Annotated in this window: 22 protein-coding genes; 12 read left to right on the top strand and 10 right to left on the bottom strand. The window is 71.5% G+C overall.

The features are described 5' to 3' along the window. Positions 1 to 146 precede the first annotated feature (146 nt). From ABT147_RS34745 to ABT147_RS34730, 4 genes are all read right to left on the bottom strand, one after another. Positions 147 to 1,862 carry a bifunctional 3'-5' exonuclease/DNA polymerase gene (locus ABT147_RS34745; protein ID WP_351413678.1) on the bottom strand — a complete coding sequence of 572 codons (1,716 nt, stop codon included), beginning with the start codon at positions 1,860 to 1,862 and terminating at the stop codon, positions 147 to 149. A gap of 248 nt (positions 1,863 to 2,110) precedes the next feature. Then, positions 2,111 to 2,641: a Clp protease N-terminal domain-containing protein gene (locus ABT147_RS34740; RefSeq protein ID WP_502983211.1), complete on the bottom strand. Its 531-nt coding sequence runs from the start codon at positions 2,639 to 2,641 to the stop codon at positions 2,111 to 2,113. A 394-nt stretch (positions 2,642 to 3,035) separates the two neighbouring features. Next, on the bottom strand, positions 3,036 to 5,276 hold the full coding sequence (locus ABT147_RS34735; RefSeq protein WP_351413674.1) for an FtsX-like permease family protein: 2,241 nt from the start codon (positions 5,274 to 5,276) through the stop codon (positions 3,036 to 3,038). Then, positions 5,270 to 6,217: an ABC transporter ATP-binding protein gene (locus tag ABT147_RS34730; protein WP_351413672.1), complete on the bottom strand. Its 948-nt coding sequence runs from the start codon at positions 6,215 to 6,217 to the stop codon at positions 5,270 to 5,272. The genes ABT147_RS34735 and ABT147_RS34730 overlap by 7 nt, the downstream gene beginning before the upstream one ends. 104 nt (positions 6,218 to 6,321) lie before the next feature. On the opposite strand from ABT147_RS34730, the gene ABT147_RS34725 reads away from it, so the two are divergent. Further along, positions 6,322 to 7,545, top strand: coding sequence for a DUF2786 domain-containing protein (locus tag ABT147_RS34725; protein ID WP_351413671.1), 1,224 nt, complete (start codon positions 6,322 to 6,324; stop codon positions 7,543 to 7,545). Between the two features lie 135 nt (positions 7,546 to 7,680). Here ABT147_RS34725 and ABT147_RS34720 read toward each other — a convergent pair whose 3' ends face one another. The 4 genes from ABT147_RS34720 to rpmB all read right to left on the bottom strand — a co-directional run bounded on the left by ABT147_RS34720 (position 7,681) and on the right by rpmB (position 9,788). Further along, on the bottom strand, positions 7,681 to 8,280 hold the full coding sequence (locus tag ABT147_RS34720; protein WP_351413669.1) for a DUF4232 domain-containing protein: 600 nt from the start codon (positions 8,278 to 8,280) through the stop codon (positions 7,681 to 7,683). Between the two features lie 166 nt (positions 8,281 to 8,446). Beyond that, entirely contained in the window at positions 8,447 to 8,998 is a 552-nt protein-coding gene (locus tag ABT147_RS34715; protein WP_351413667.1) for a hypothetical protein, read from the bottom strand. Between the two features lie 248 nt (positions 8,999 to 9,246). Beyond that, positions 9,247 to 9,552, bottom strand: a complete 306-nt coding sequence (gene rpsN / locus ABT147_RS34710; protein ID WP_351413665.1) for a 30S ribosomal protein S14 — start codon at positions 9,550 to 9,552, stop codon at positions 9,247 to 9,249. After that, complete coding sequence (rpmB, locus tag ABT147_RS34705) at positions 9,552 to 9,788, bottom strand: 50S ribosomal protein L28 (protein ID WP_037702498.1); 237 nt, start codon at positions 9,786 to 9,788, stop codon at positions 9,552 to 9,554. Before rpmB ends, rpsN begins: the two co-directional genes overlap by 1 nt. A gap of 62 nt (positions 9,789 to 9,850) precedes the next feature. Between rpmB and rpmG the strand changes: the two genes are divergently transcribed. The 5 genes from rpmG to ABT147_RS34680 all read left to right on the top strand — a co-directional run bounded on the left by rpmG (position 9,851) and on the right by ABT147_RS34680 (position 12,640). Next, the gene (gene rpmG / locus ABT147_RS34700; RefSeq protein WP_326579422.1) at positions 9,851 to 10,015 is read left to right on the top strand and encodes a 50S ribosomal protein L33; all 165 of its coding nucleotides are present in this window, start codon (positions 9,851 to 9,853) and stop codon (positions 10,013 to 10,015) included. Positions 10,016 to 10,020: 5 nt separating this feature from the next. Further along, the gene (locus ABT147_RS34695; RefSeq protein WP_351413662.1) at positions 10,021 to 10,359 is read left to right on the top strand and encodes a type B 50S ribosomal protein L31; all 339 of its coding nucleotides are present in this window, start codon (positions 10,021 to 10,023) and stop codon (positions 10,357 to 10,359) included. Positions 10,360 to 10,364: 5 nt separating this feature from the next. Beyond that, positions 10,365 to 11,669, top strand: coding sequence for a CobW family GTP-binding protein (locus ABT147_RS34690; protein ID WP_351413660.1), 1,305 nt, complete (start codon positions 10,365 to 10,367; stop codon positions 11,667 to 11,669). Positions 11,670 to 11,675: 6 nt separating this feature from the next. Then, positions 11,676 to 11,909 (top strand): 30S ribosomal protein S18, encoded by a 234-nt coding sequence (gene rpsR, locus ABT147_RS34685; protein WP_351413658.1) that lies wholly within the window; start codon positions 11,676 to 11,678, stop codon positions 11,907 to 11,909. Between the two features lie 464 nt (positions 11,910 to 12,373). Further along, positions 12,374 to 12,640 (top strand): DUF397 domain-containing protein, encoded by a 267-nt coding sequence (locus ABT147_RS34680; protein ID WP_013001698.1) that lies wholly within the window; start codon positions 12,374 to 12,376, stop codon positions 12,638 to 12,640. Positions 12,641 to 12,722: 82 nt separating this feature from the next. Here the strand turns inward: ABT147_RS34680 and ABT147_RS34675 are convergent, their stop codons facing one another. Then, complete coding sequence (locus ABT147_RS34675; RefSeq protein ID WP_351413656.1) at positions 12,723 to 13,262, bottom strand: ATP-binding protein; 540 nt, start codon at positions 13,260 to 13,262, stop codon at positions 12,723 to 12,725. A 313-nt stretch (positions 13,263 to 13,575) separates the two neighbouring features. Between ABT147_RS34675 and ABT147_RS34670 the strand changes: the two genes are divergently transcribed. The 6 genes from ABT147_RS34670 (at position 13,576) to ABT147_RS34645 (ending at position 19,274) form a co-directional block, all read left to right on the top strand. Then, the gene (locus ABT147_RS34670; RefSeq protein ID WP_502983210.1) at positions 13,576 to 14,412 is read left to right on the top strand and encodes a Sco1979 family transcriptional regulator; all 837 of its coding nucleotides are present in this window, start codon (positions 13,576 to 13,578) and stop codon (positions 14,410 to 14,412) included. Positions 14,413 to 14,579: 167 nt separating this feature from the next. Continuing rightward, positions 14,580 to 16,040: an aldehyde dehydrogenase family protein gene (locus ABT147_RS34665; protein WP_351413654.1), complete on the top strand. Its 1,461-nt coding sequence runs from the start codon at positions 14,580 to 14,582 to the stop codon at positions 16,038 to 16,040. A gap of 125 nt (positions 16,041 to 16,165) precedes the next feature. Continuing rightward, positions 16,166 to 16,711 carry a DinB family protein gene (locus tag ABT147_RS34660; protein ID WP_351413652.1) on the top strand — a complete coding sequence of 182 codons (546 nt, stop codon included), beginning with the start codon at positions 16,166 to 16,168 and terminating at the stop codon, positions 16,709 to 16,711. Positions 16,712 to 16,736: 25 nt separating this feature from the next. Next, complete coding sequence (locus ABT147_RS34655; protein ID WP_351413650.1) at positions 16,737 to 17,378, top strand: PadR family transcriptional regulator; 642 nt, start codon at positions 16,737 to 16,739, stop codon at positions 17,376 to 17,378. A gap of 106 nt (positions 17,379 to 17,484) precedes the next feature. Next, complete coding sequence (locus tag ABT147_RS34650) at positions 17,485 to 18,471, top strand: ATP-binding cassette domain-containing protein (RefSeq protein WP_351413648.1); 987 nt, start codon at positions 17,485 to 17,487, stop codon at positions 18,469 to 18,471. Then, complete coding sequence (locus ABT147_RS34645; protein WP_351413646.1) at positions 18,468 to 19,274, top strand: ABC transporter permease; 807 nt, start codon at positions 18,468 to 18,470, stop codon at positions 19,272 to 19,274. Before ABT147_RS34650 ends, ABT147_RS34645 begins: the two co-directional genes overlap by 4 nt. Before the next feature lie 333 nt (positions 19,275 to 19,607). On the opposite strand, the gene gad is transcribed toward ABT147_RS34645, so the two are convergent. Further along, the gene (gad, locus tag ABT147_RS34640) at positions 19,608 to 21,050 is read right to left on the bottom strand and encodes a glutamate decarboxylase (RefSeq protein WP_351413644.1); all 1,443 of its coding nucleotides are present in this window, start codon (positions 21,048 to 21,050) and stop codon (positions 19,608 to 19,610) included. Between the last annotated feature and the right edge of the window lie 395 nt (positions 21,051 to 21,445).

Genomic DNA, 21,445 nt, shown 5'->3' with positions numbered 1-21,445 from the left:
GCCCCTGAATGGCGGCGCAGCCGCCTTCCAGGGGCGCGGGGCGGCATTGGATCTGCGGCTACCGCCGCGTGGGCACGACCAGCCACGACGATCCCGCAGCCGCCGGCCGACAGAACTCCCCACCCCGGAAGGCGCCCCCCGCCCCCTCACTTCGCATCCGCGTAGCACTCCACCACCGCCGTCGTAAAAGGAAACCGCACCGGCGTCTCCCCGAACGTCAGCCGCCCCGACAGCTCCGACGCCTCCCGGATCGCCGCCACGACGGCCTCCGCCTCCTCCACCGGGCAGTGCACTATCACCTCGTCGTGCTGGAAGAAGACCAGTTCCGCGGCCATCCCGTCGAGCGCGCGGCGCAGGGCGGCGAGGAGGAGCAGGGTCCAGTCGGCGGCGCTGCCCTGGACGACGAAGTTGCGGGCGAAGCGGCCCCGGGCGCGGGAGTTGGTGGAGGCGTACCCGGGCACCCACTCGTCCCCCTGTCCCTGTCCCTGTTCCCGGGACCCGCCGAGGTCGTCGTCGGCCTGGGGGATGCCCGCCTCCTCGCCCGCCGCGTCGGAGGCCCCGGCCGCCGGTGGACACGTACGCCCGAGCCAGGTCCGTACGAGCCGGCCCTCCTCGCCCGCGCGGGCCGCGTCGTCGACGTACCGCACGGCGCGCGGGAACCGGCGGCGCAGCGCGGCGAGGTTCTTGAGGCCGTCCCCGGAGGTCTGCCCGTACACGGCACCTAGCACGGCGAGCTTGGCCTGCGCGCGGTCCCCGGCGAAGGCGCGGTCGGAGACGGACTGGTAGAGGTCGGTGCCGCGGCCCGCGACCTCCATGAGCCCGGGATCGCGGGAGATGGCGGCCAGCACCCGGGGTTCCATCTGGTCGGCGTCGGCGACGACGAGCCGCCAGCCCGGGTCGGCGACACAGGCGCGGCGGATCACCTTGGGGATCTGGAGGGCGCCCCCGCCGTTGGTGACCCAGCGCCCGGTGACGGTGCCGTGCGCGAGGAACTCGGGCCGGAACCGCCCGTCGCGGACCCAGTCCTGGAGCCAGGACCACCCGTGGGCGACCCAGATGCGGTACAGCCGCTTGTATTCGAGGAGGGGCTTCACGGCGGGGTGGTCGAGGGCCTCGATCTCCCAGCGACGGGTGGAGCGGATACGGACCCCGGCCTGCGCGAAGGCCTTGACGACATCGGCGGGCAGATCGGGCCGCACGCGGCGCCCGAAGGCGTTCGACACGTCCTCGGCGAGTTCGGCGAGGCGGCGGGGTTCGCCTCCGCCCGCGTACCGCTCGCCGAGCAGTTCGCGCAGCACCTCCCGGTGCACGTCGGCCCGCCAGGGCAGCCCCGCCCGGTTCATCTCGGCGGCGACGAGCATCCCGGCCGACTCGGCGGCGGTCAGCAGCCGCATCCGGTCCGGGTGTGCGGTCGCGTCGTGTCGCCGCTGCTGGTCCGCGTACACCTCGACGAGGTCGGTGAGGGGGACGTGGACGGGGCGGGGCTCGAAGAGGGAGGGCTGGCCGCCGGGGTCGGCGGACCGGGCGGGCGGGTCCGGCGGGACGGCCGTACGACGGAGGCGGGCGAGGGCGGCGGCAGCGGAACGCGGCTCACCGAGACGACCCTCGTACCCGAGCAGCAGACTCTCGGCGTCCTCGATGTCGTAGCACCGCTCCACGCGCACCCCCGTGGCGAGCAGTCGCGGATACACCTCCCCGGTGGCCCGCCACACCCACCGCCCCACCTCCGGCCCCCGCCGCCGCACGGCCTCCGCGAGATCCGCCTCCCGCGTCACCGGCCCCGCGAGCATGCCGTCCACCCCGAGGGGGGCGACCTCCACGCCGCCGTCCTCGGTCGTCGCGAGCGCCCACCGGTCGGTCATGGGTGCGAGTGTGGCAGGGGGGTCTGACAACGGGCGGGAACGGCGGGCGGGGCCCGGAGGCCACCGGCTCCGGAGCCGCGCTTCTCGCTCTGCGCCCGTACATCTCAGGCTGCGCCCGTACATCTCAGGCTGCGCCCGTACATCTCAGGCTGCGCCCGTACGTCTCAGGCTGCGCCCGTACGTCTCAGGCTGTGCCCGTACGTCTCAGGCAGGGAGCGGCACCGCGCGGTGCGGCCCGTGCCCTCGGCTCACTGGCCCTGTCCCTCCACGACCGCTTGGACCGCCTGGAGTGCCTTGGCCACGTCCGCCTCGGTGGCCTCCTTGGTCACGCCGAGGCCGCTGAGTACTCCCTGCCCGTTCTCGAACTCCAGCAGGGCCAGCAGGATGTGCTCCGTGCCGATGTAGTTGTGGCCGAGGCGGAGGGCTTCGCGGAAGGTGAGTTCGAGGACCTTCTTGGCGTCGGCGCCGTAGGGGATGAGTTCGGGGACCTCGGCGGAGGCGGGCGGCAGGGTGGCCGTGGCGGCTTCCCGTACGGCCTCGGGGGAGACGCCCTGGGCGACGAGCGCCTTGGTGCCGAGGCCCTCCGGCTCGGCGAGGAGGCCGAGGACGAGGTGGGCGGGCAGGCCCTCGACGGCGCCGGCGGCCTTGCCCTCGTTGTGGGCGGCCGTGACCACGTTCCGGGCGCGCGGGGTGAAGCGGCTGAACCCCTGGCTGGCGTCGAGGTCGTTCTCGGCCTTCGGCACGAACCGCTTCTGCGCGGCCTGCCGTGTCACCCCCATGCTCCTGCCGATGTCCGTCCACGACGCGCCCGAACGCCGGGCCTGATCCACGAAGTGCCCGATCAGATGGTCGGCCACATCACCGAGATGATCCGCGGCGATCACCGCGTCCTGCAGCTGATCGAGGGGCTCCGGATGAACCTTCTTGATGGCTTCGATGAGGTCGTCGAGACGAATGGAAGCGGAGACTCGCGGGTTCGTAGTCATGTGTCAACCGTAGGTTGACAGTGGAGCCCTGTCAACCTGAAGTTGACACTAGTCATACGTCCGTCGCGGCTCGCCGCACACAGCAGCGGCCCCCCAAGGGGCGCGGGGAACTGCGCGCCCAGCCGCAACTCACCCGCACCCGCGACACCACACCCACCCCACCCCGGACGACGGCGCCCAGCCCGCCTCACCGCCGCCCCAGCACCCCGCCGACGGCGACCACGGCAACCACCCCGCACGCCCCGACACACCCCCCGACGACACCCCACGGCACCACCACCCCCACCGGCGCCGCCAACACCCCCAACGCGCCCACCACCCCGGCCAGATTCAGCGCGGTGACGGCCACCCCCAGCACCACCCCCGCCACAACCGCGACCAACGCCTCCCCCATCACAACCACCCGCACCTGCCCCCGGGTGGCCCCGGCGAGCCGCAACGACCGCAGCTCCGCCCCCCGCGCCGACGTGGCCATCACCAACGTCCCGGCCAGCGAGATCCCCGTGTACACGAGCGCGATCCCCAGCACCACGAGAAACCCGAGCCGGGTGTGCGCCTTGGTACCGGGACGGTTCGCCGAGAGCCACTCCTCAGCCGACCGGACCGTCACCCCGGCCCCAAGCCCAGCCCCGGCCCCGGCCGCCCGCCCGAGCGCCGCCCCGACCCCTGCCCGGTCCACCCCGCGCCCGCTTCCCACCCGCACCTCGACCCGGTCCACCACCGCCCCACCGGCGTTCGCGGCGGTCACATACGCCCCGTTGTCCCCGGTCCCCTCCGCGAGCACCGCCACGATCCGCAGCCGTACCGGACGCCCGTCCCCGAGCCACACCCGCACGGTCTGCCCCACCTCGTGCCGCTCCCACTCCTCGTTGACGACGATCGACCGGTCGTCGAGATCCCGTACGTCACCGGCGACCACCGGCAGCCGCGACACCGCCGCGAAGGCCGCCACATCCGTCACCGCCCGCGCGTCGGACCGCACGAGCGCGGTCCCCTCCTCCACCACATACACAGCGGTGGAAGCCGACCCGGCCACGGTCGCCCCACTCCCGGCGGCGCGCCCCACCGCCTCGGCCCGCACCCCCGCACCACTCTCCGCACCACCCCGCGCGCCCACCTCACCCGTGACCACGAAGTCCGCCCGCGTACGCGCCTGCGCCTCCGCCCCCTTCGCCCCCGCCACCGTCCCGGCGGACCCCAGCAGCGAACCGGCCAGCGCGACGGTCACCAGCACCGGCGCGGCGACGGCGGCGCTACGGCGTACGGACGTGGCCGCGTTCTCCCGGATCAGCAGCCCGGCGGCCCCGGGCAGCCCCGCCCCCACCAGCCGTACGACCGGACGGACGAGCAGCGGTGCCAGCGCGGCCACCGCCGTGATCAGGACCATCGGCTGGGTGGTGTACGTCTTCCGCTTCAGCAGTTCGGCGGGGTCGGTCCCCAACTTCCAGGCCAGCAGCCCCAGTCCACCCGCCAGCAGCACACAACCGATCACCCGGCGCGACAGCGGCAGCACCCCCGTGTCCACGGACGCCTCGCGCAACGCCTCCACGGGCCCGATCCGCCCGGCCCGCCGCGCGGCGACCCATGCTCCCGCGAACGCCACCGACACCCCCGTCCAGAAGGCCACGTGGTACGGCCACATCACCGCGTCCGGCACCGCGAACCACGAGGGCGCGACCCCGCCGTCCACCAACTCCCGTACCAGCACAGGCGCCCCCCACGCCCCCAGCGCACACCCCGCGCTCGACCCCGCCACTCCGACCGCCAGGGCCTCCCCGAGCACCTGCCGCCGTACCTGGCCCGGTGTCGCACCCGCCATCCGCAACAGCCCGAACTCCCGTCTGCGCAGGGCCACCACGAAGGCGAACGTCGACGCCGTCACGAACACCGACACGAAGGTGGTGACCCCGCCCGCGGTCCCCAGCAGCGAGTTGACGGCGACCAACGCCTCCGCGTCCCGCTCGTACGCCGGATCCACCTGCCGCCGCGCGTCCCCGGTCAGCACCCGCGCCCGGTCCCCGACCACCGCCCGTACGTCCCCGACGGCAGCGTCCACCCCGACCGCGTCGACCCCGGCCGCGTCGACCCCGACAGTGTCCCGGGCCGCCGCGCCGCCCGCCCCGTCCGTCGTCACCGGCCCCAGCTTCCGCAGCTCGGCCAGCAGTCGCTTGTCCACAGGGTGTGGATGCGCCAGCTTCTTCGAGACCCGGGTCGTCCCCGGCCCCCGCCGTACCTCCACCGTCAGACTGTCCGGCCCCGCCACCACCACGGGGGAGGACCCGAAACGCTCCGGCGCACGCGCGGGCGGATCGAGCGATGCCGCGAGCCCGAGCCCCATGGCCGTCATCACCCCGACCCCCAACGCCACCGCGACGAACGCCCCGAGCAACGCGGCCCACCGCGTACGCAACGACGCCGGCGTCAGCACGTCACACCCCCGACGATCCCGTTCCCGACGACCCCGCCCCCGGCCGCCCCAACCGCCCCAACGGCACGAACCGCACCAGCCGCACTCACCGAACCAGCCGCACCGGCCCTCCCGGCGGCACCGACCCTCCCGGCCGCACCGGATCTCCCCGCCGCCCCGGCATCCCGCTCCAACCCCGCCATACGCGCCGCCACCCCCTCCACCGACGGCCGGACCAGTTCCCCGCTCACCCGCCCGTCGACCAGGAACACCACCCGGTCCGCGTACGACGCGGCCACCGGATCGTGCGTGACCATGACCGTCGTCTGCCCCTCCCGGTCCACCAACTCCCGCAGCAGGCACAGCACTTCACGGCTGGTCGTGGTGTCCAGCGCCCCGGTGGGCTCGTCGCCGAAGAGGACCGCCGGGCGGGTGAACAGCGCCCGGGCCAGGGCGACCCGCTGCTGCTGCCCGCCGGACAGCTGGGCCGGCCGGTGTCCCGCCCGATCAGCCAGCCCCACCCGGTCGAGGGCCTGGCGCACCGCCCCGCGCGAGGGGCGGCGCCCGGCGAGCCGCAGCGGCAGGGCGACGTTCTGCGCGGCGGTGAGGGAGGGGAGGAGGTTGAAGGCCTGGAACACGAAACCGATCCGCTCCCGGCGCAGCAGTGTCAGCCGCCGCTCGCTCAGCCCGGCCAGTTCCACCCCGTCGACCCGCACCGTCCCGCCCGAGGGCCGGTCCAGCCCCGCCGCACACTGCAACAGCGTCGACTTCCCCGACCCCGAGGGCCCCATCACCGCCGTGAAGGTCCCGGCCCCGAAGTCGAGATCCACCCCGTCGAGGGCGACGACATCCCCGTACGACCGCCGCAGGCCCCGTACACGTACGGCCGCCAACCCCGTCGTTCCGGCGACCTCCCCCGATTCACTTGCCCCTGATGTGCCTGATGCCTCTGTCGTGGTCATGCCTCAAGCGAACCGTCCGCGCCCCGTCCGCACACGACCACTAAAGGGCGTCCCCGGGGTAGGGCCAGCCCCACCCCCCGAGGCCTCATGACACGATCGAACACGTGAGTACGACCAGCACGGTGGACCGCGCCTTCGAAGCGGCCCTCTACGCCGACACCGACGCCGCCCTCGACACCGGCGCCTCCCTGCTCGCCGCCGACCCGGCGGCCGACGCGGAACTCGCCCGGCGCGGACGGGAGTTCGTCGCCGGGGCCTGGCGGCGCGGCTGGCAGCCCGCCGACGTCGTACGGTTCGTGCGGCGCGAGCTCGCGGACGAGCACGTACGCCTCCTCGCGCGGCTCGTCGTCGAGGAAGCGGAGCACGGGGACGCGGCACACGCGGGGGCGACGACGGCGGGGAAGCGGCAGCCACCTCCCGGCCCTCGCTGGGCCGCCCAGCTCGACGAGGTCAGGGAGCTGGTCGCGGACCCCGCCCGCACGGACCGCTTCTCGCAGGCCACCGAGACCCTGGAGCTGTACCGCCTCCTTCTGCGCCTCCCCAGCCTCGAACACCTGGACAGGCCGCGGCCGACCGGCGGCGCACAGAACTCGCCCCACCCCGAATCCCGCATGCTCAGCCGTATCCGCGCGCTCCTCGCCAAGGCGGAGGCGACCGGGTTCCCGGAGGAGGCGGAGGCGCTCAGCGCCAAGGCGCAGGAGCTGATGGCCCGGCACAGCATCGATGAGGCGCTGATCGCGGCCCGCGCGCACAGCCAGAACGCGCCCGGCGCGTGCCGGATCGGCGTGGACGCACCGTACGAGACGGCCAAGGCGATGCTCCTCGACGCGGTGGCCCGGGCCAACCGCTGCGAGGCCGTCTGGAACGAGGACCTCGGCTTCTCCACGGTCGTCGGTTTCGAGGCCGACCTGGAGGCGGTCGAACTGCTCCACACCTCGCTCCTCGTCCAGGCCACCACCGCCCTGACCAAGGCGGAGGCGGCCCAGCGCAAGGGCGGCCGCAAGCGGACCAAGACCTTCCGGCAGTCCTTCCTGGCCGCCTACGCCCACCGCATAGGGGACCGGCTGGCCGAGGTCGCCGAAGCCCAGGTCGCCGAGGCGGAGGCGGAGGCCGAGAGTGCGGGCGCGCGCGGGCCGGGCGCCCCGCAACCGGATCTCCTGCCCGTCCTCGCCGCCCGCGACATCGCCGTCCGCGAACAGGTCACCCGGATGTTCCCGGACACGGTCACCACCCGCGTCCGGGGCGTCAGCGACCTGGCCGGCTGGCAACAGGGGTCGGAGGCGGCGGACCGCGCCCAGGTCAGGGCACGGCCCCGACTGCCGTCATGATGCGAGAGCGAAAGCCAAAGCGAGAGCGAGAGCGAAAGTGCGGGCGAGAGCGAACGGGAACGCGGACACGGACCTGCGCCCGGACTCGGGCCCGGACGCGGACTCGGGCCCGGACGCGTGACCGACTCCGGTTGTTCAGTCACCCGCGGGCAGGAACGGCCCCACCGTCGCGTCCAGCGTGCTCTCGGACTTGACCGCGACCTCGGGGTCGGGCCACTTGAAGCTGTTGACCTTGCTGTCACCGGGCAGGGTGAGCCTCAGCTCGTCCACCTTGGCGCTCTTCTCCGTGTCACCGGCGACCCCGCGCACATACGCGATGGTGAACGACATCGACTGACCGCTCTCCAGCGTCACCTCGGAGTCCTGGGCCGCGCCCTCCTGCGGCTTGAGCGCCCAGGACTTGTCGCCGGCGAACAGGTCGACCCCGGCCAGGCCCTTCAGCGTGCAGGCGGCCTCGCCCTTGTTGGTGACGGTGACCGGTACGGCACCCTCGTCACCGGCGGCCGGCGCGGCGCTGCTGGGCCCGATCTCGAAGCCGGCCTGCGCGGCCGTACAGGCGCCCCCCTTCCCGCTCTCGGCGGTTGCGGCGCCGGTCTTGCCGTCGTCACCCGTGCCACCCCCGCCCTCTCCGCCGTCACTGCTGCAGGCGGTCAGGGTGAGGGCCGCGAGAAGGGCGGCGGCGAGGGCGGTCGGAGCGGTGCGCATGAGGATCCCGGTGGAGTTCGTGGCTGTCACAGCACAGCCGGTGGTGGCGTGAAAGGGCGAACGGGCCGCGGAACCCGGAGGTTCCCGACCCGTCCGACACATGATCCACATGATCTACGATCCGCAGCGCGCCGTAGGCCCGATCTACGACCTGATCTACGCCTTTCTACGACCTGAACCCTGAACCACGCCGGTTCTACGACCCGGCGCTCGCCGTGGGCAGATCCGTCGGCAGCCCCGACGGCAGGGACCCCTCCGCCTTCTGGAACGTCTCCTCGCCGACGCCGCCCTCCCAGGTGATCGTGAGGGACTTCGCGCTGACCTTGTCCACCATGCCCTCGGTGCGGTCGTCGCTGCCGTCCTGGCACTTGAGGCTGATCATCCGCATGTTCGCCGCGTCGGAGACCTTGCCGCCGCACACCGCGGTGCCCGCGAAGACGGCGACCTCGTCACCGTTGACGAACAGGGCGACTGCCTTGCCGTCGGTCGTGGCCAGCCAGTTGCCCTGCAACTCCGTCTCGGTGCCGGAGGAGTCGCCGGAGTCCCCGGAGCCGCCGCCGTCCGTCGCGGTCGGGGCGGGCGACGACTCCTTGGCCTCAGAGCCGCCGTCGTCGCTGCTGCACCCGGTCAGCACGAGCGCGGCCGCGAGCCCGGCGGCCGCGGCCGCGACGCGCACGCGCCGGCGTACGGAAGCCGCCCTGGTCGTGGGCGCCGTGGGTGTCGTGGGCGTCGCGGGCCCTGCCGTCATCGCCGTAGTCACTGGAGGTCTCCCAAAGCCGTGGCCAGATCCTGTCGCCGCGGCGACAGCGGCAAGCTACCAGCAGCGGCTCGGCGGCAGACGGCCGGGAACTGTGAGGACTCCAAGGACTTCCCGGCCGGGCTGGGCCGGGACTCCCCGGCCCAGCCCGGCCAGGAGCCGACGCCGCCCGGGCCTGGAGCCGACGCCGCCCCGGCCCCCGCCGAGAGGCGACCCGCCCCGACGCACCGCCCTCACCCCTACCAGGACGACTTACGCACCCCCGGCAGGAACCCCGCGTGCGCCTGCTCCCGCAGACTCACCCGTGACAGTCCGAACGTCCGGAAGTACCCCCGGGGCCGTCCGTCGACCTGGTCCCGGTTGCGGACGCGGGTGGCGCTCGCGTCGCGCGGCTGGGCGCGCAACTCCCGCTGGGCGGCCTCGCGTTCGGCCTCCGTCGAGGACGGCCGCCGGATGATCTCCTTCAGCTCGGCCCGCCGCGCGGCGTACCGCGCGACGATCTCCTGCCGTCGCTCGTTCTTCGCGATCTTGCTCTTCTTCGCCATCAGACCCGCACCCCCCGGGCACGGATCCGCGCGACCGCCGCCTCGACGCCGATGACGTCCACGGTCTTGATCCCCTTCGTGCTCAGCCGGAGCCGCACATGGCGGTTCTCGCTGGGCAGCCAGTACCGCTTGGACTGGATGTTCGGGTCGAAACGGCGGGACGTACGCCGGTGGGAGTGCGAGATGCGGTTGCCGAAGCCGGGCTGGGCGCCGGTCAGCATGCAGTGGGCGGACAAGGGTGATGCACCTCTCTCGATCCAGTGATGTAAATGGAATTCATTTTCAGTAAGGTAGCAGCATGGCACGCAACGAACTCCGGCCGGTCATCAAACTCCGGTCCACGGCCGGCACCGGCTACACCTACGTCACCCGCAAGAACCGCCGGAACGACCCGGACCGGCTGACGCTGCGCAAGTTCGACCCGAGGGCCGGCCGCCACGTCGACTTCCGAGAGGAGCGCTGACCGCGATGAAGAAGGACATCCACCCGTCGTACGGGCCCGTCGTCTTCCGGGACCGTGCCGCGAACCACACCTTCCTCACCCGCTCGACGATGACGAGCGAGAAGACGATCGAGTGGGAGGACGGCAACACCTACCCCGTAGTCGACGTCGAGATCTCGAACGTCAGCCACCCCTTCTACACCGGCACCGCCCGCGTGCTGGACACGGCGGGCCGCGTGGAGAAGTTCGAGAAGCGGTACGGCGCGGGGAAGGCCGGATCGACCGCATCGACCGAATCAGCTGCATCGACCGGATCGACCGGAGCGGACAAGACGGCCGGATCGACCGGGAAGAAGCGGGGCTGACCGACGTGACCCAGCTGTCTGTCGCGATCGTCGGCGGGCTGCACGCCGACGCCCGGCGGGCCGCCGTCGAGGCGCTGCTCGCCGGGGTCCCGGGCAGCGTCGCGCTGCACCACGACCTCACCACCGCCACCGACGGCCCCGACGCCAAGGTCGTCCGGACCGTACGGGACGCCGCGGGTCTCATCTCCACCGGTGAGACCCCGCTCGTCAACGACTGCGCCTGCTGCGCCCTCCGCGAGGACCTCGTCCCCGAGCTGCGGCGCCTGGCCGACGCGGGCCTGACCCGCCTGGCCGTGGTCGAACTCTGGGACTCGGTGGAACCGAAGGCGATGGCGGAGGTGATCGCGGCCGGCGGCCTTCGCCTCACCTCGGTCGTCACGGCCGTCGACCCCGCCCTCCTCCTCCCCTACCTGGGCAACGGCGACGACCTCGCCGACGCGGGCCTCGCCGCCGCCACCACCGACCAGCGCACGGTCGCCGACACCTTCGCCCGCCAACTCGAATACGCCCCGATCCTGGCCGTACTGGACTCGGAGGAGGCGGACGACGAGGACAGGGCCCTACTGGCCCAACTCCACCCGACGGCCCACAGGGTGCCCATCGAACGGGGCACGTCCGCTCCTTCCGCGGCCATGCCGGACCCCTGGTCGGCCTGGTTCACGGCCCACGCCCCTGAAGGGGCCGAAGGCCCTGAAAGGGGCGCGGGGAACTGCGCGACCAGCCACGACGCGCCCGTACCCGGCCACTCGCAGCAGCCCCAACGGCGCTCCCCGACTCACCTCGTCGCCGCCGCCTTCGCCGGTTTCGACGTGGACGCCGCGGCCGCCGCCCAACACCCCGCCTCCGCCCTCCTCCCCACCGACGCCGACGAACACGGCGTCACCACCCTCGTCTGGCACCGCCACCGCCCCTTCCACCCGGAACGGCTCTACGCCGCGCTCGAAGACCTCTGCTGTGCCGCCGCCCGCAGCCGCGGCAGGTTCTGGCTGGCCGAGCGCCCCGACACCCTGCTGCACTGGGACGCGGCCGGCGGCGCCCTGTGCGTGGAGTCGGTGGGCCCCTGGCTCGCCTCGCTCCCGGACGCCGCCTGGGACCTGGTCCCCCCGGTCCGCCGGGCCGCCGCCGCCCTCGACTGGCACCCGGAACACGGCGACCGCTGCCAGCACCTGGTCTTCACCTCCCCGGGCCTGGACCGCGACGGACTCGAACAGCTCCTGGAGTCCTGCCTGCTCACCGACGCCGAGTACGCCGCCGGACGCGCCGCCTGGGAACGCCTGCCGCGCCCCTTCGACACCTTCCTGGAGGTCTGACCCGCCATGCCCCGCAAGCCGGAGCGCAAGCCCGCCAAGTCCCGCCCCAACCCGCTGGACCAGGCGAAGATCACGTACATCGACTACAAGGACACCGACCTGCTGCGGCGCTTCATCTCCGACCGCGGCAAGATCCGCAGCCGCCGCGTCACCCGTGTCACCGCCCAGCAGCAGCGCCTGCTCGCCCGGGCCATCAAGAACGCCCGGGAGATGGCCCTCCTGCCCTACTCCACCCGCTGAGCCCGCCCGCCCCCCGACCCTCTCCCGAACCACCACCCCCCACCCGGCCCCCGGGGAGGCTCCATGACCTCCCCGGGGGCACTCGTTTCCCGCCATCCTGCGCCCACCGCTCCGCGCCCCTGAACCGCACGGCCCCGCTGCCCGTAAGAAGGGACATGGGCGCATGAATCAGGACGACCTGAGTCGCCGGAGCCGCCGATGGAACAGGAACACCCCGTACTACGTCTCTCCAGTGCCGACCGTTGCCCTCCGGCGCGCCGACCGGCGGCTGTAACCGCAGGACCACCCCCCGTGCACGTGCATCTGCTCGTGCATGCGCAGATGCATCCGCTCATGCGTCCGCACGTGAACAAAGCTATGATCCGGGGCAGTTGACCGCTGCATCACCGGCATCACTGGCATCACTGGCCACACCAGTGCCCATGCGCATCCTGCGCACCACTGCACCACCCGGGGAGCGACCTGTGGACCACGACGTGTACGGCGTGGATGACGTGTACAACGGCATGGCCGCGACGGAGCTGACCCAGCTCCACGCGGTGGCCTGGCAGAAGAGCAGGCACAGCAACTCGCAGGGCAACTGCGTGGAGTTCGCCCGGCTGCCCGGCGGTGAGGTGGCGGTGCGCAACTCCCGCTTCCCCGACGGTCCGGCGCTCGTCTACACACGCGCCGAGATCGAGGCGATGCTCCTGGGAGTCAAGGACGGCGAGTTCGACCACCTGGTCGGCTAGCGCCCGCCGGCCGGGCGGGGAGCCCGCGGCCCCGACGATGTGACACGCGTAGAACCGCGGCGCCGAAAAGCGCCGCGGTTCTTCAATGGGCGGGGGAGTGGCCCGCCGTCGGCGGCACCTGGAACAGCGCCCACACGACCTTGCCGCTGAGCGCGCCGCCCAGCGGATGCCAGCCCCAACTGTCCGCGAACGAGTCGACCAGGAACAGTCCGCGCCCCGACTCCGCCGAGAAGTCCTCGGAGTCGCCCGCGACCGGGCTGTCGTGACTGGGGTCGCGCACCGCGCACACCAGCCGCTCGGTCCAGCGCATCAAGTGCAGCCGTACGGGCGGGTCCTGGGCCGGACGCGCTCCGTTCCCCATGCCATGGCCCATGCCGTTGCTCAGGGGTAGACCGTGCCGCAGCGCGTTGGTGACGAGTTCGGAGACCACGAGGCAGACGTCGTCGAAACGGTCGTCCAGCCGCCACTGGTCGAGCGTGCCCCGGGTGAACTGCCGCGCCTCGCGCACCGCTTCGTAGCGGGGCGGCAGCGCGCAGGACGCGGCGTTGGACACGGTCGCGGGATCAAGTGGCGGAAGTCCCTGCCGTAAGGGTTCGAGCATGGTCGATCCATTCGTCCCCATGCGAGGCACTCCCGGGTGTTCGCGGTCGTTGCGATGCAGCGGTGGCGCGGGACCATGGTTTCTGATGCGTACAGCAGATGCAAGGGCAGATGCACGTGCACGCGCCCGAATTGGACCTCCCCATACCGCTTGCTCAACATTTCTTCCGTCACCCTGTCTCCGTGCCCCCTGCACCTCGTCCGTCTCAGATGTTGAAGACTTTCCATTTCTGTAACCGGGCGAGTGCGGATCGGAGTGGTTTAGTGGCAGACTGCGGCCCTTGAAGAAGTTGGGGAGGCTGACGAACGTGGGCGCCGGTGAATCGAGCGGGTCGGTGGTGAGGCGGATGCTGCTGGGTTCGCATCTCAGGCGGCTGCGCGAGTCGCAGGGGATCACCCGGGAGAAGGCCGGGTATTCGATCCGCTCCTCGGAGTCGAAGATCAGCCGGATGGAACTCGGCCGGGTCAGCTTCAAGACCCGTGACGTGGAGGACCTGTTGACCCTCTACGGCGTCACCGACGAGACCGAGCGCACCTCGCTGCTCTCGCTGGCGAAGGAGGCCAATGTCGCCGGCTGGTGGCACAGCTACTCCGACGTCCTGCCGAGCTGGTTCCCCACCTATGTCGGCCTCGAAGCGGCGGCCCACCTCATCCGCAGCTACGAAGTCCAGTTCGTGCACGGCCTGGTGCAGACCGAGGCGTACGCGCACGCGGTCGTCTCCCGGGGCATGAGGGGCGCGAGCGAGGCCGAGATCGACAAGCGAGTGGCCCTGCGCATGGAGCGCCAGAAGTACCTGGTGTCCGAGAGCGCCCCCGAGTTCCACTGCGTCCTCGACGAGGCCGCGCTGCGCCGGCCGTACGGCGACCGGGAAGTGATGCGGGGTCAGCTCCAGCATCTGATCGAGATCTCGGAGCGCCCGAACGTGACGCTCCAGGTCATGCCGTTCAGCTTCGGCGGCCACTCCGGCGAGAGCGGTGCCTTCACCGTGCTGAGCTTCCCCGAGTCCGACCTCACCGACGTCGTCTATCTCGAACAGCTCACCAGCGCGCTCTATCTGGACAAGGGCGAGGACATCGCCCAGTACGAGCGGGCGATCAAGCAGCTCCAGGACGACAGCCCGTCCCCGGCCGAGAGTCGCGACCTGCTGCGGGGCCTGCTCCAGCTCTCCTGAGGCCGGTCCCCGGGACCCGGCGGAGGCCCGTCCCCGGACCCGCCGGAGGCCCATCGGCTTGCCTGGGAGTCTTCACAGAGTCTCCCAAGTAGCTCTCCAACTCCCTTTACCCACCAGTACGATGACGAGTGATCAATCTTGATCGATGCCGACTGATTGAGGATCACATGTCGTCCTACTTCACCGACCTGGCCCAGCAGTACATCGGCGGCGAGTGGCGCCCGGGATCAGGCTCCTGGGACATCATCGACTTCAACCCGTACGACGACGCGAAGCTCGCGTCGATCACGATCGCCACGGTCGATGAGGTGGACGAGGCCTACAAGGCCGCCCAGGCGGCCCAGAAGGAATGGGCCGAGGTCAACGCCTACGCGCGTCGCGCGGTCTTCGAGAAGGCCCTCAAGGTCATCGAGGAGCGCGAGCAGGAGATCACCGAGGTGATCATCGCCGAGCTGGGCGGTACGCACCTGAAGGCCGGGTTCGAACTGCACCTCGCCAAGGAGTTCCTGCGCGAATCGATTCAGCTCGCGCTGCGCCCCGAGGGCAGGATCCTTCCTTCGCCGATCGACGGCAAGGAGAACCGCCTCTACCGCGTACCGGTCGGTGTCGTGGGCGTCATCAGCCCCTTCAACTTCCCGTTCCTGCTCTCCATCAAGTCCGTCGCCCCGGCCCTCGCCCTCGGCAACGGCGTCGTGCTGAAGCCGCACCAGAACACCCCCATCGCCGGTGGCACCCTGGTCGCGAAGATCTTCGAGGAGGCCGGCCTGCCCGGCGGGCTGCTGAACGTCGTCGTCACCGACATCGCCGAGATAGGCGACGCCTTCATCGAGCACCCCGTCCCCAAGCTCATCTCCTTCACCGGCTCCGACAAGGTCGGCCGCCATGTCGCCACCGTCGCCGCCTCGCACTTCAAGCGCGCGATCCTCGAACTGGGCGGCAACAGCGCGCTGGTGGTCCTGGACGACGCCGACATCGACTACGCCGTCGACGCGGCCGTCTTCTCGCGTTACGTCCACCAGGGCCAGGTCTGCATGGCCGCCAACCGTGTCCTCGTGGACCGTTCGATCCAGGCCGAGTTCACCGAGAAGTTCGTGGCCAAGGTGAAGTCCCTGAAGGTCGGCGACCCGAGCGACCCGCAGACGGTCATCGGCCCGGTCATCAACTCCTCCCAGGCGGACGCCCTCTCCTCCGTCGTCGAGCAGGCCCTCGCCGAGGGCGCCACGGCGCTGGTGCACGGCTCCACGACCGACAACCTGGTCGAGCCGTCCGTCCTCACCGACGTCCCCGCCGGCTCCGCCCTGCTCCAGCAGGAGGTCTTCGGCCCCGTCGTCTTCCTCATCCCCTTCGACGGCGAGGAGGAGGCCGTCCGCCTCGTCAACGACACCCCGTACGGCCTCAGCGGCGCCGTCCACACCGGTGACATCGAGCGGGGCGTGAACTTCGCCAAGCAGATCGACACCGGCATGTTCCACGTCAACGACGGCACCGTCCACGACGAGCCGCTCGTCCCCTTCGGCGGCGAGAAGCACTCCGGCATCGGCCGCCTCAACGGCGAGACGACGGTGGACGCCTTCACCACCCAGAAGTGGATCTCGGTCCAGCACAAGCGGAGCTTCTTCCCCTTCTAGCCCCGGTTCTCGCGGTTCGTCGATCGCCCGGGCCCTTGCGGACAGAACCTGACCGCAAGGGCCCGTAGCTTCGTCGGTGTCAGAGGGCCTCCCGGGGCCCCGATCCCGACGAAGGGTTGCCGGTCATGGTCAAGCACGTGCCCGCGGAGGCGAAGGGTGACGAGCGAGGGGCGCTGCTGTCCTTCCTGGAGGAGCAGCGCGGCGGCATCCGGCGGACCCTGCTGGGGCTGACCGCCGAACAGGCCGCCTCCCGACCCAGCGCCAGCGAACTGTCGCTGGCCGGGCTCCTCAAGCACGTCATCGAGGCCGAGCAGAGCTGGGTCGCCCGGGCGAAGGGCGAGCCGCCGGCGGTGCACCGGGACGACACGAACTGGCACGAGAATTTCGCCCTGGCCGGCGACGAGACGGTGGAGTCGCAGCTCGCGTACTGGGAGAAGGTCGCCGCGGAGACCGAGGACTTCATCCGCTCGGTGCCCAGCCTCGACGACACCTTCCCGCTGCCGGAGGCCGCCTGGTTCCCCAAGGAGTCGGTCTCGATGCGCTGGCTGATGCTCTGCCTGATCCGCGAGACCGCCCGGCACGCCGGCCACGCCGACATCATCCGGGAGTCGCTGGACGGCGCCACCGCCTTCGCGCTGGTGGCGAAGGAGGAGGGCACGAGCTGGGGGTGACCCCACGTGGTTCTACGCTGGGCCCATGTCAGCGATCCGTCTTCTCGTGCTGGGCGCCGTGCGCCAGCACGGGCGGGCCCACGGCTACCAGGTGCGCAACGACCTGGAGTACTGGGGCGCGCACGAGTGGTCCAACGCCAAGCCCGGCTCGATCTACCACGCCCTGAAGCAGATGGCGAAACAGGGACTGCTGGTCGCGCACGAGATCGCCCCCTCCACCGCGGGCGGACCGCCCCGCACCGAGTACGAGATCACCGAGAAGGGCACCGAGGAATACCTTGGCCTGCTGCGGCAGTACCTCACGGCCTACGACCAGAGACCGGACGTGCTCACCGCCGCGCTCGGTTTCATGGTCGACCTGTCCCGCGAGGAGGCCCTCGAACTCCTCCAGGCGCGTGTGCGCAGCATCGGGGAGTGGCGCAAGGCCGTCACCGAGTACTACACGCCCGCCGACGGCCCCGGCCGGCTCGGTCACATCGGCGAGATCATGAACTTCTGGCTGCACTCCGCCGACACGGGCGCCCAGTGGACCCGCGACCTCATCGAGCGCATCCGCGGTGGCGCCTACACCTTCGCCGGCGAGGGCGATCCGTTCGTGGGCGTCCTGGCGGAGGGCCAGGACAACCCGTACGCGACGGGGGAGCGGCATCCGGGGGACTCCCGCTAATCAAGTTTGACTATCACTGTTTCGGCGGGCTACCTTCGAGAGAGTAGTCAAGTTTGACTATTGAATGACTTCATGGGAACCGCACACCGATCGAGGGGGAGGTCCGATGGCGGATTCGGCGATCACTGTCGAAGGGGTACGCAAGAGGTACGGCGGCAAGGGCGGAGACGGCGGAAAGGGCGGCAAGGTCGCCCTCGACGGGCTCGACCTCCAGGTCGCGCGCGGCACCGTGCACGGGGTGCTCGGGCCCAACGGCGCGGGCAAGACGACCCTGGTCAGGATTCTGGCGACCCTGCTGCGGCCCGACGCGGGCCGGATCGAGGTGGCGGGGCACGACGTGGTGGCACGCGCGCGTGAGGTGCGCTTCCGTATCGGACTGCTCGGCCAGCACGCCGCGCTCGACGAGGAGCTCGGCGGCCGGCAGAACCTGGAGATGTTCGGCCGCCTCTACCACCTGGGCGCCCGCCACGCGCGCGTGCGGGCCGACGAACTCCTGGAGCGGTTCGGCCTCGCCGACACCGGCCGCAAGGCCGTCAAGCAGTACAGCGGCGGTATGCGGCGCCGCCTCGACCTCGCCGCGTCCCTCATCACCGAACCGGAGGTGCTCTTCCTGGACGAGCCGACGACCGGCCTCGACCCGCGAGGCCGCACCGAGGTCTGGGACTCCGTCCGCTCCCTGGTCGGCGGCGGTACGACGGTCCTGCTCACCACCCAGTACCTGGAGGAGGCCGACCAGCTCGCTGACCGCATCTCGGTGGTCGACGGCGGCCGGGTCGTCGCCGACGGCACCTCGGACGAGCTGAAGGGCCTCACCGGCGGCGACCGCATCGACGTGGTCCTGCGCGACGCGGGCCAACTCGGCGCCGCCGTCGCCCTGTTGCCCGTCCCCAAGGACGACATCTCGGTCGACACCGACCGCCGCCGCCTCAGCGTTCCCGTCACCGACCGCATGACGGCCCTCACCACGGTCGTACGGGCCCTCGCGGACGCCGGCATCGAGGCCGAGGACATCGCCCTGCGCCGCCCGACCCTGGACGAGGTGTTCCTGCACGTCACCGAGGACGACCGCGAGAAGGAGGCCGTACGCGCATGACAACGACCACCGCCATGACCACCGCCGCGCCCCCGCGCACCGGCGTGGGCGCGTACGCCCTGGCCGACTCCTGGACCATGACCCGCCGCGAACTCGCCCACTGGGCGCGGCAGCCGGTGCAGCTGGTCGTCGGGCTCGTCTTCCCCGTGATGCTGCTGCTGATGTTCGGCTACCTGGTCGGCGGCGGACGCGGAGTGAGGGGCGACTACCTCGACTACCTCCTCCCCGGCATGCTCGCGCTCACCATGGCCTTCGGCCTGGAGGGCACGATGCTCGCCGTCACCCAGGACCTCAACAAGGGAGTGATCGACCGCTTCCGCTCGATGCCGATGACCAACGGGGCGGTTCTGGTGGGCCGTTCGGTCGCGGACATGCTCCAGTCGGCGGTGGGGCTGGCCGTCGTCATCGCCGTCGCGTTCGCCCTGGGTTGGCGCGCCCACGGCGGCCCCGGCGCCTTCCTGGGCGCGGTGGGACTCCTGCTCCTCCTGCGCTTCGCGATGCTCTGGATCGGCATCCACCTCGCGATGGTCGCCGGCAAACCCGAACTCCTCACCGCCGTACAGATCCTCGTCTGGCCGGTCGGCTTCCTCTCCAACGCCTTCGCCACGCCCACGTCCATGCCTGCCTGGCTCGGCACGGCCGTCGAATGGAACCCCCTGTCCCACACGGCCACAGCCACACGCTCCCTGTTCTCCGCCTCCCCCGACACGGCCCACATCTGGCCGGCGATCATCTGGCCCCTGGCCCTGCTGGCGGTCTTCTTCCCGCTGGCGGTACGGCGGTTCGGACGGCTGAGCAAATAGCCGGGTAGCCGTTCGAGCGCGGCTCGGTGGGGGCTGGTCGCGCAGTTCCCCGCGCCCCTAAAGATTCAGGCCCTGGCGGGCCTGAAAGACCCCGGCCCCCGCCGGCCTGAATGGCGACGGGCCGGTGGGCTTGAGGGTGACGGGCCGGTGGGCCTGAATGGTGACGGGGCTGCGGGTCTGAATGGTGACGGGGCTGCGGGTCTGAAAAGCACGGGGCGCAGCCCCTGCTTTTCAGGGGCGCGGGGAACTGCGCGAGAAGCCCCACCGGACCCGCACCCGCCAACGCACCCGCACCCCCGAGCCACTAGGCGCCCATCCCCACCCCCTAGCCCCCTAGTGATGGAACCCCGTCGCCGCCCCCTTGTCCCGAGTCAACGGCCCCGACTGCCGCCGAAGCTCAGGCAGCAACAACCCGAGGTCCTCCAGGAACAACCCCGCGAGATCGGACGTGAACCCGTTCCGGCACACCACCCGCACCACGGACAGATCCTCCCGGTTCTCGGGGAACGTGTACGCCGGCACCAGCCACCCCTTCTCCCGCATCCGCCGAGCCACATCGAACACGTCGTACGCCGTCACCCCCTCCTCCATCGTGAAGGCGAACACCGGCAACTCGTCCCCGCGCGTGAGCAGCCGGAAGTCCCCGAACTTCCCGACCTGTTCCGCGAGCCCCATCGCCACCTCCCGCGTCGACCGCTGCACCGCCCGGTACCCCTCCCGCCCGAGCCGCAGAAAGGTGTAGTACTGCGCGACGACCTGCGCCCCGGGCCGCGAGAAGTTGAGCGCGAACGTGGGCATGTCGCCGCCCAGATAGTTCACCCGGAAGACGAGCTCCTCCGGCAACTCCGCGGCGGACCGCCACAGCGCCCACCCGACCCCCGGATACACCAGCCCGTACTTGTGCCCGGACGTGTTGATCGACGCCACCCGGGGCAGCCGGAAGTCCCACACCAGCTCCTCGTCGAGGAAGGGCGCGACCATCGCCCCGGACGCGCCGTCGACATGCACGGGCACATCCAGCCCCGTACGCTCCTGAAGGTCGTCGAGCGTGGCGCACAGCTCCGCGATCGGCTCGTACGACCCGTCGAAGGTGGAGCCGAGGACACCCACGACCCCGATGGTGTTCTCGTCGCACAGCGCCGCGGCCGCCGCCGGATCGAGATGGAACCGGTCGCCCTCCATGGGCACCTGCCGGGCCTCCACCTCCCAGAAGTTGCAGAACTTGTCCCAGCAGACCTGGACGTTGACGCCCATGACGAGGTTGGGCCGGGCGCTCGCCGAGGGATACCGGTCGGCGTTGCGCCGCGCCCACCGCCGTTTGAGGGCCATCCCGGCGAGCATGCAGGCCTCACTGGACCCGGTGGTCGAGCAGCCGACGGCGGCGCCCGGATCGGGGGCGTTCCACAGATCGGCGAGCATCGCCACACACCGCCGCTCCAGCTCGGCCGTGCGTGGATACTCGTCCTTGTCGATCATGTTCTTGTCCCGGCACTCACCCATCAGGACCCCGGCCTCGGGCTCCATCCAGGTCGTGACGAAGGTGGCGAGGTTCAGCCGTGAGTTGCCGTCCAGCATGAGTTCGTCGTGGACGAGCTGATACGCCGTCGAGGGGGCCAGCGGCGCGTCCGGGAGCCGGTGCTTGGGCGGCGCCTCGGTCATCCCGCCGACCGGGTTGGCCGCCTGGCCGTAGAAGGGGTTCACGGCGAGCCGATGCCCGTCGCTCCGGTCGCGCCCGTCGCCCTGCCGGGCGTCGCTGTCCCATCGGTGCAGTGGCATGTATTCGACGGTAGATCCGCCACGGGTGACTCGCACCTCACACGTGTGCGCGAGGTGCGTATGCGGCCCGTGTGGATGATGTGCTGTTCACATTCTCGGTCGATTGCCCTGCCGAAGGTGTACCAGGTGCGACAAGTGCGAACACGGCAGGTGGGGTTGAGCGTCCGGTGGACCCGTATGCGGTGACCGGGGAGGGACGGCGAAGGTGTCCACCCTTGACTACTTGATCAACGACCGGCCGCCGCTGCGGCTGCGGTTCCTGCAGCCGGGCCACGCCCCCCGCCACGGCGCGACCCGGGTCACCGGGGTCATCGCCCACCCGCTGTCCGGGCTGCCGCACACGCTCGTCCGCGATCTGGACCCTCGACCAGCTGATCCGCCTCCTGGACCGGCGC

The organism is Streptomyces sp. NPDC001868 (assembly GCF_040297125.1).
Classification (GTDB): Bacteria; Actinomycetota; Actinomycetes; order Streptomycetales; family Streptomycetaceae; genus Streptomyces.
The sequence above is the reverse complement of the archived record's forward strand: the minus strand, read 5'-3'. Positions and strand labels throughout refer to the sequence as shown.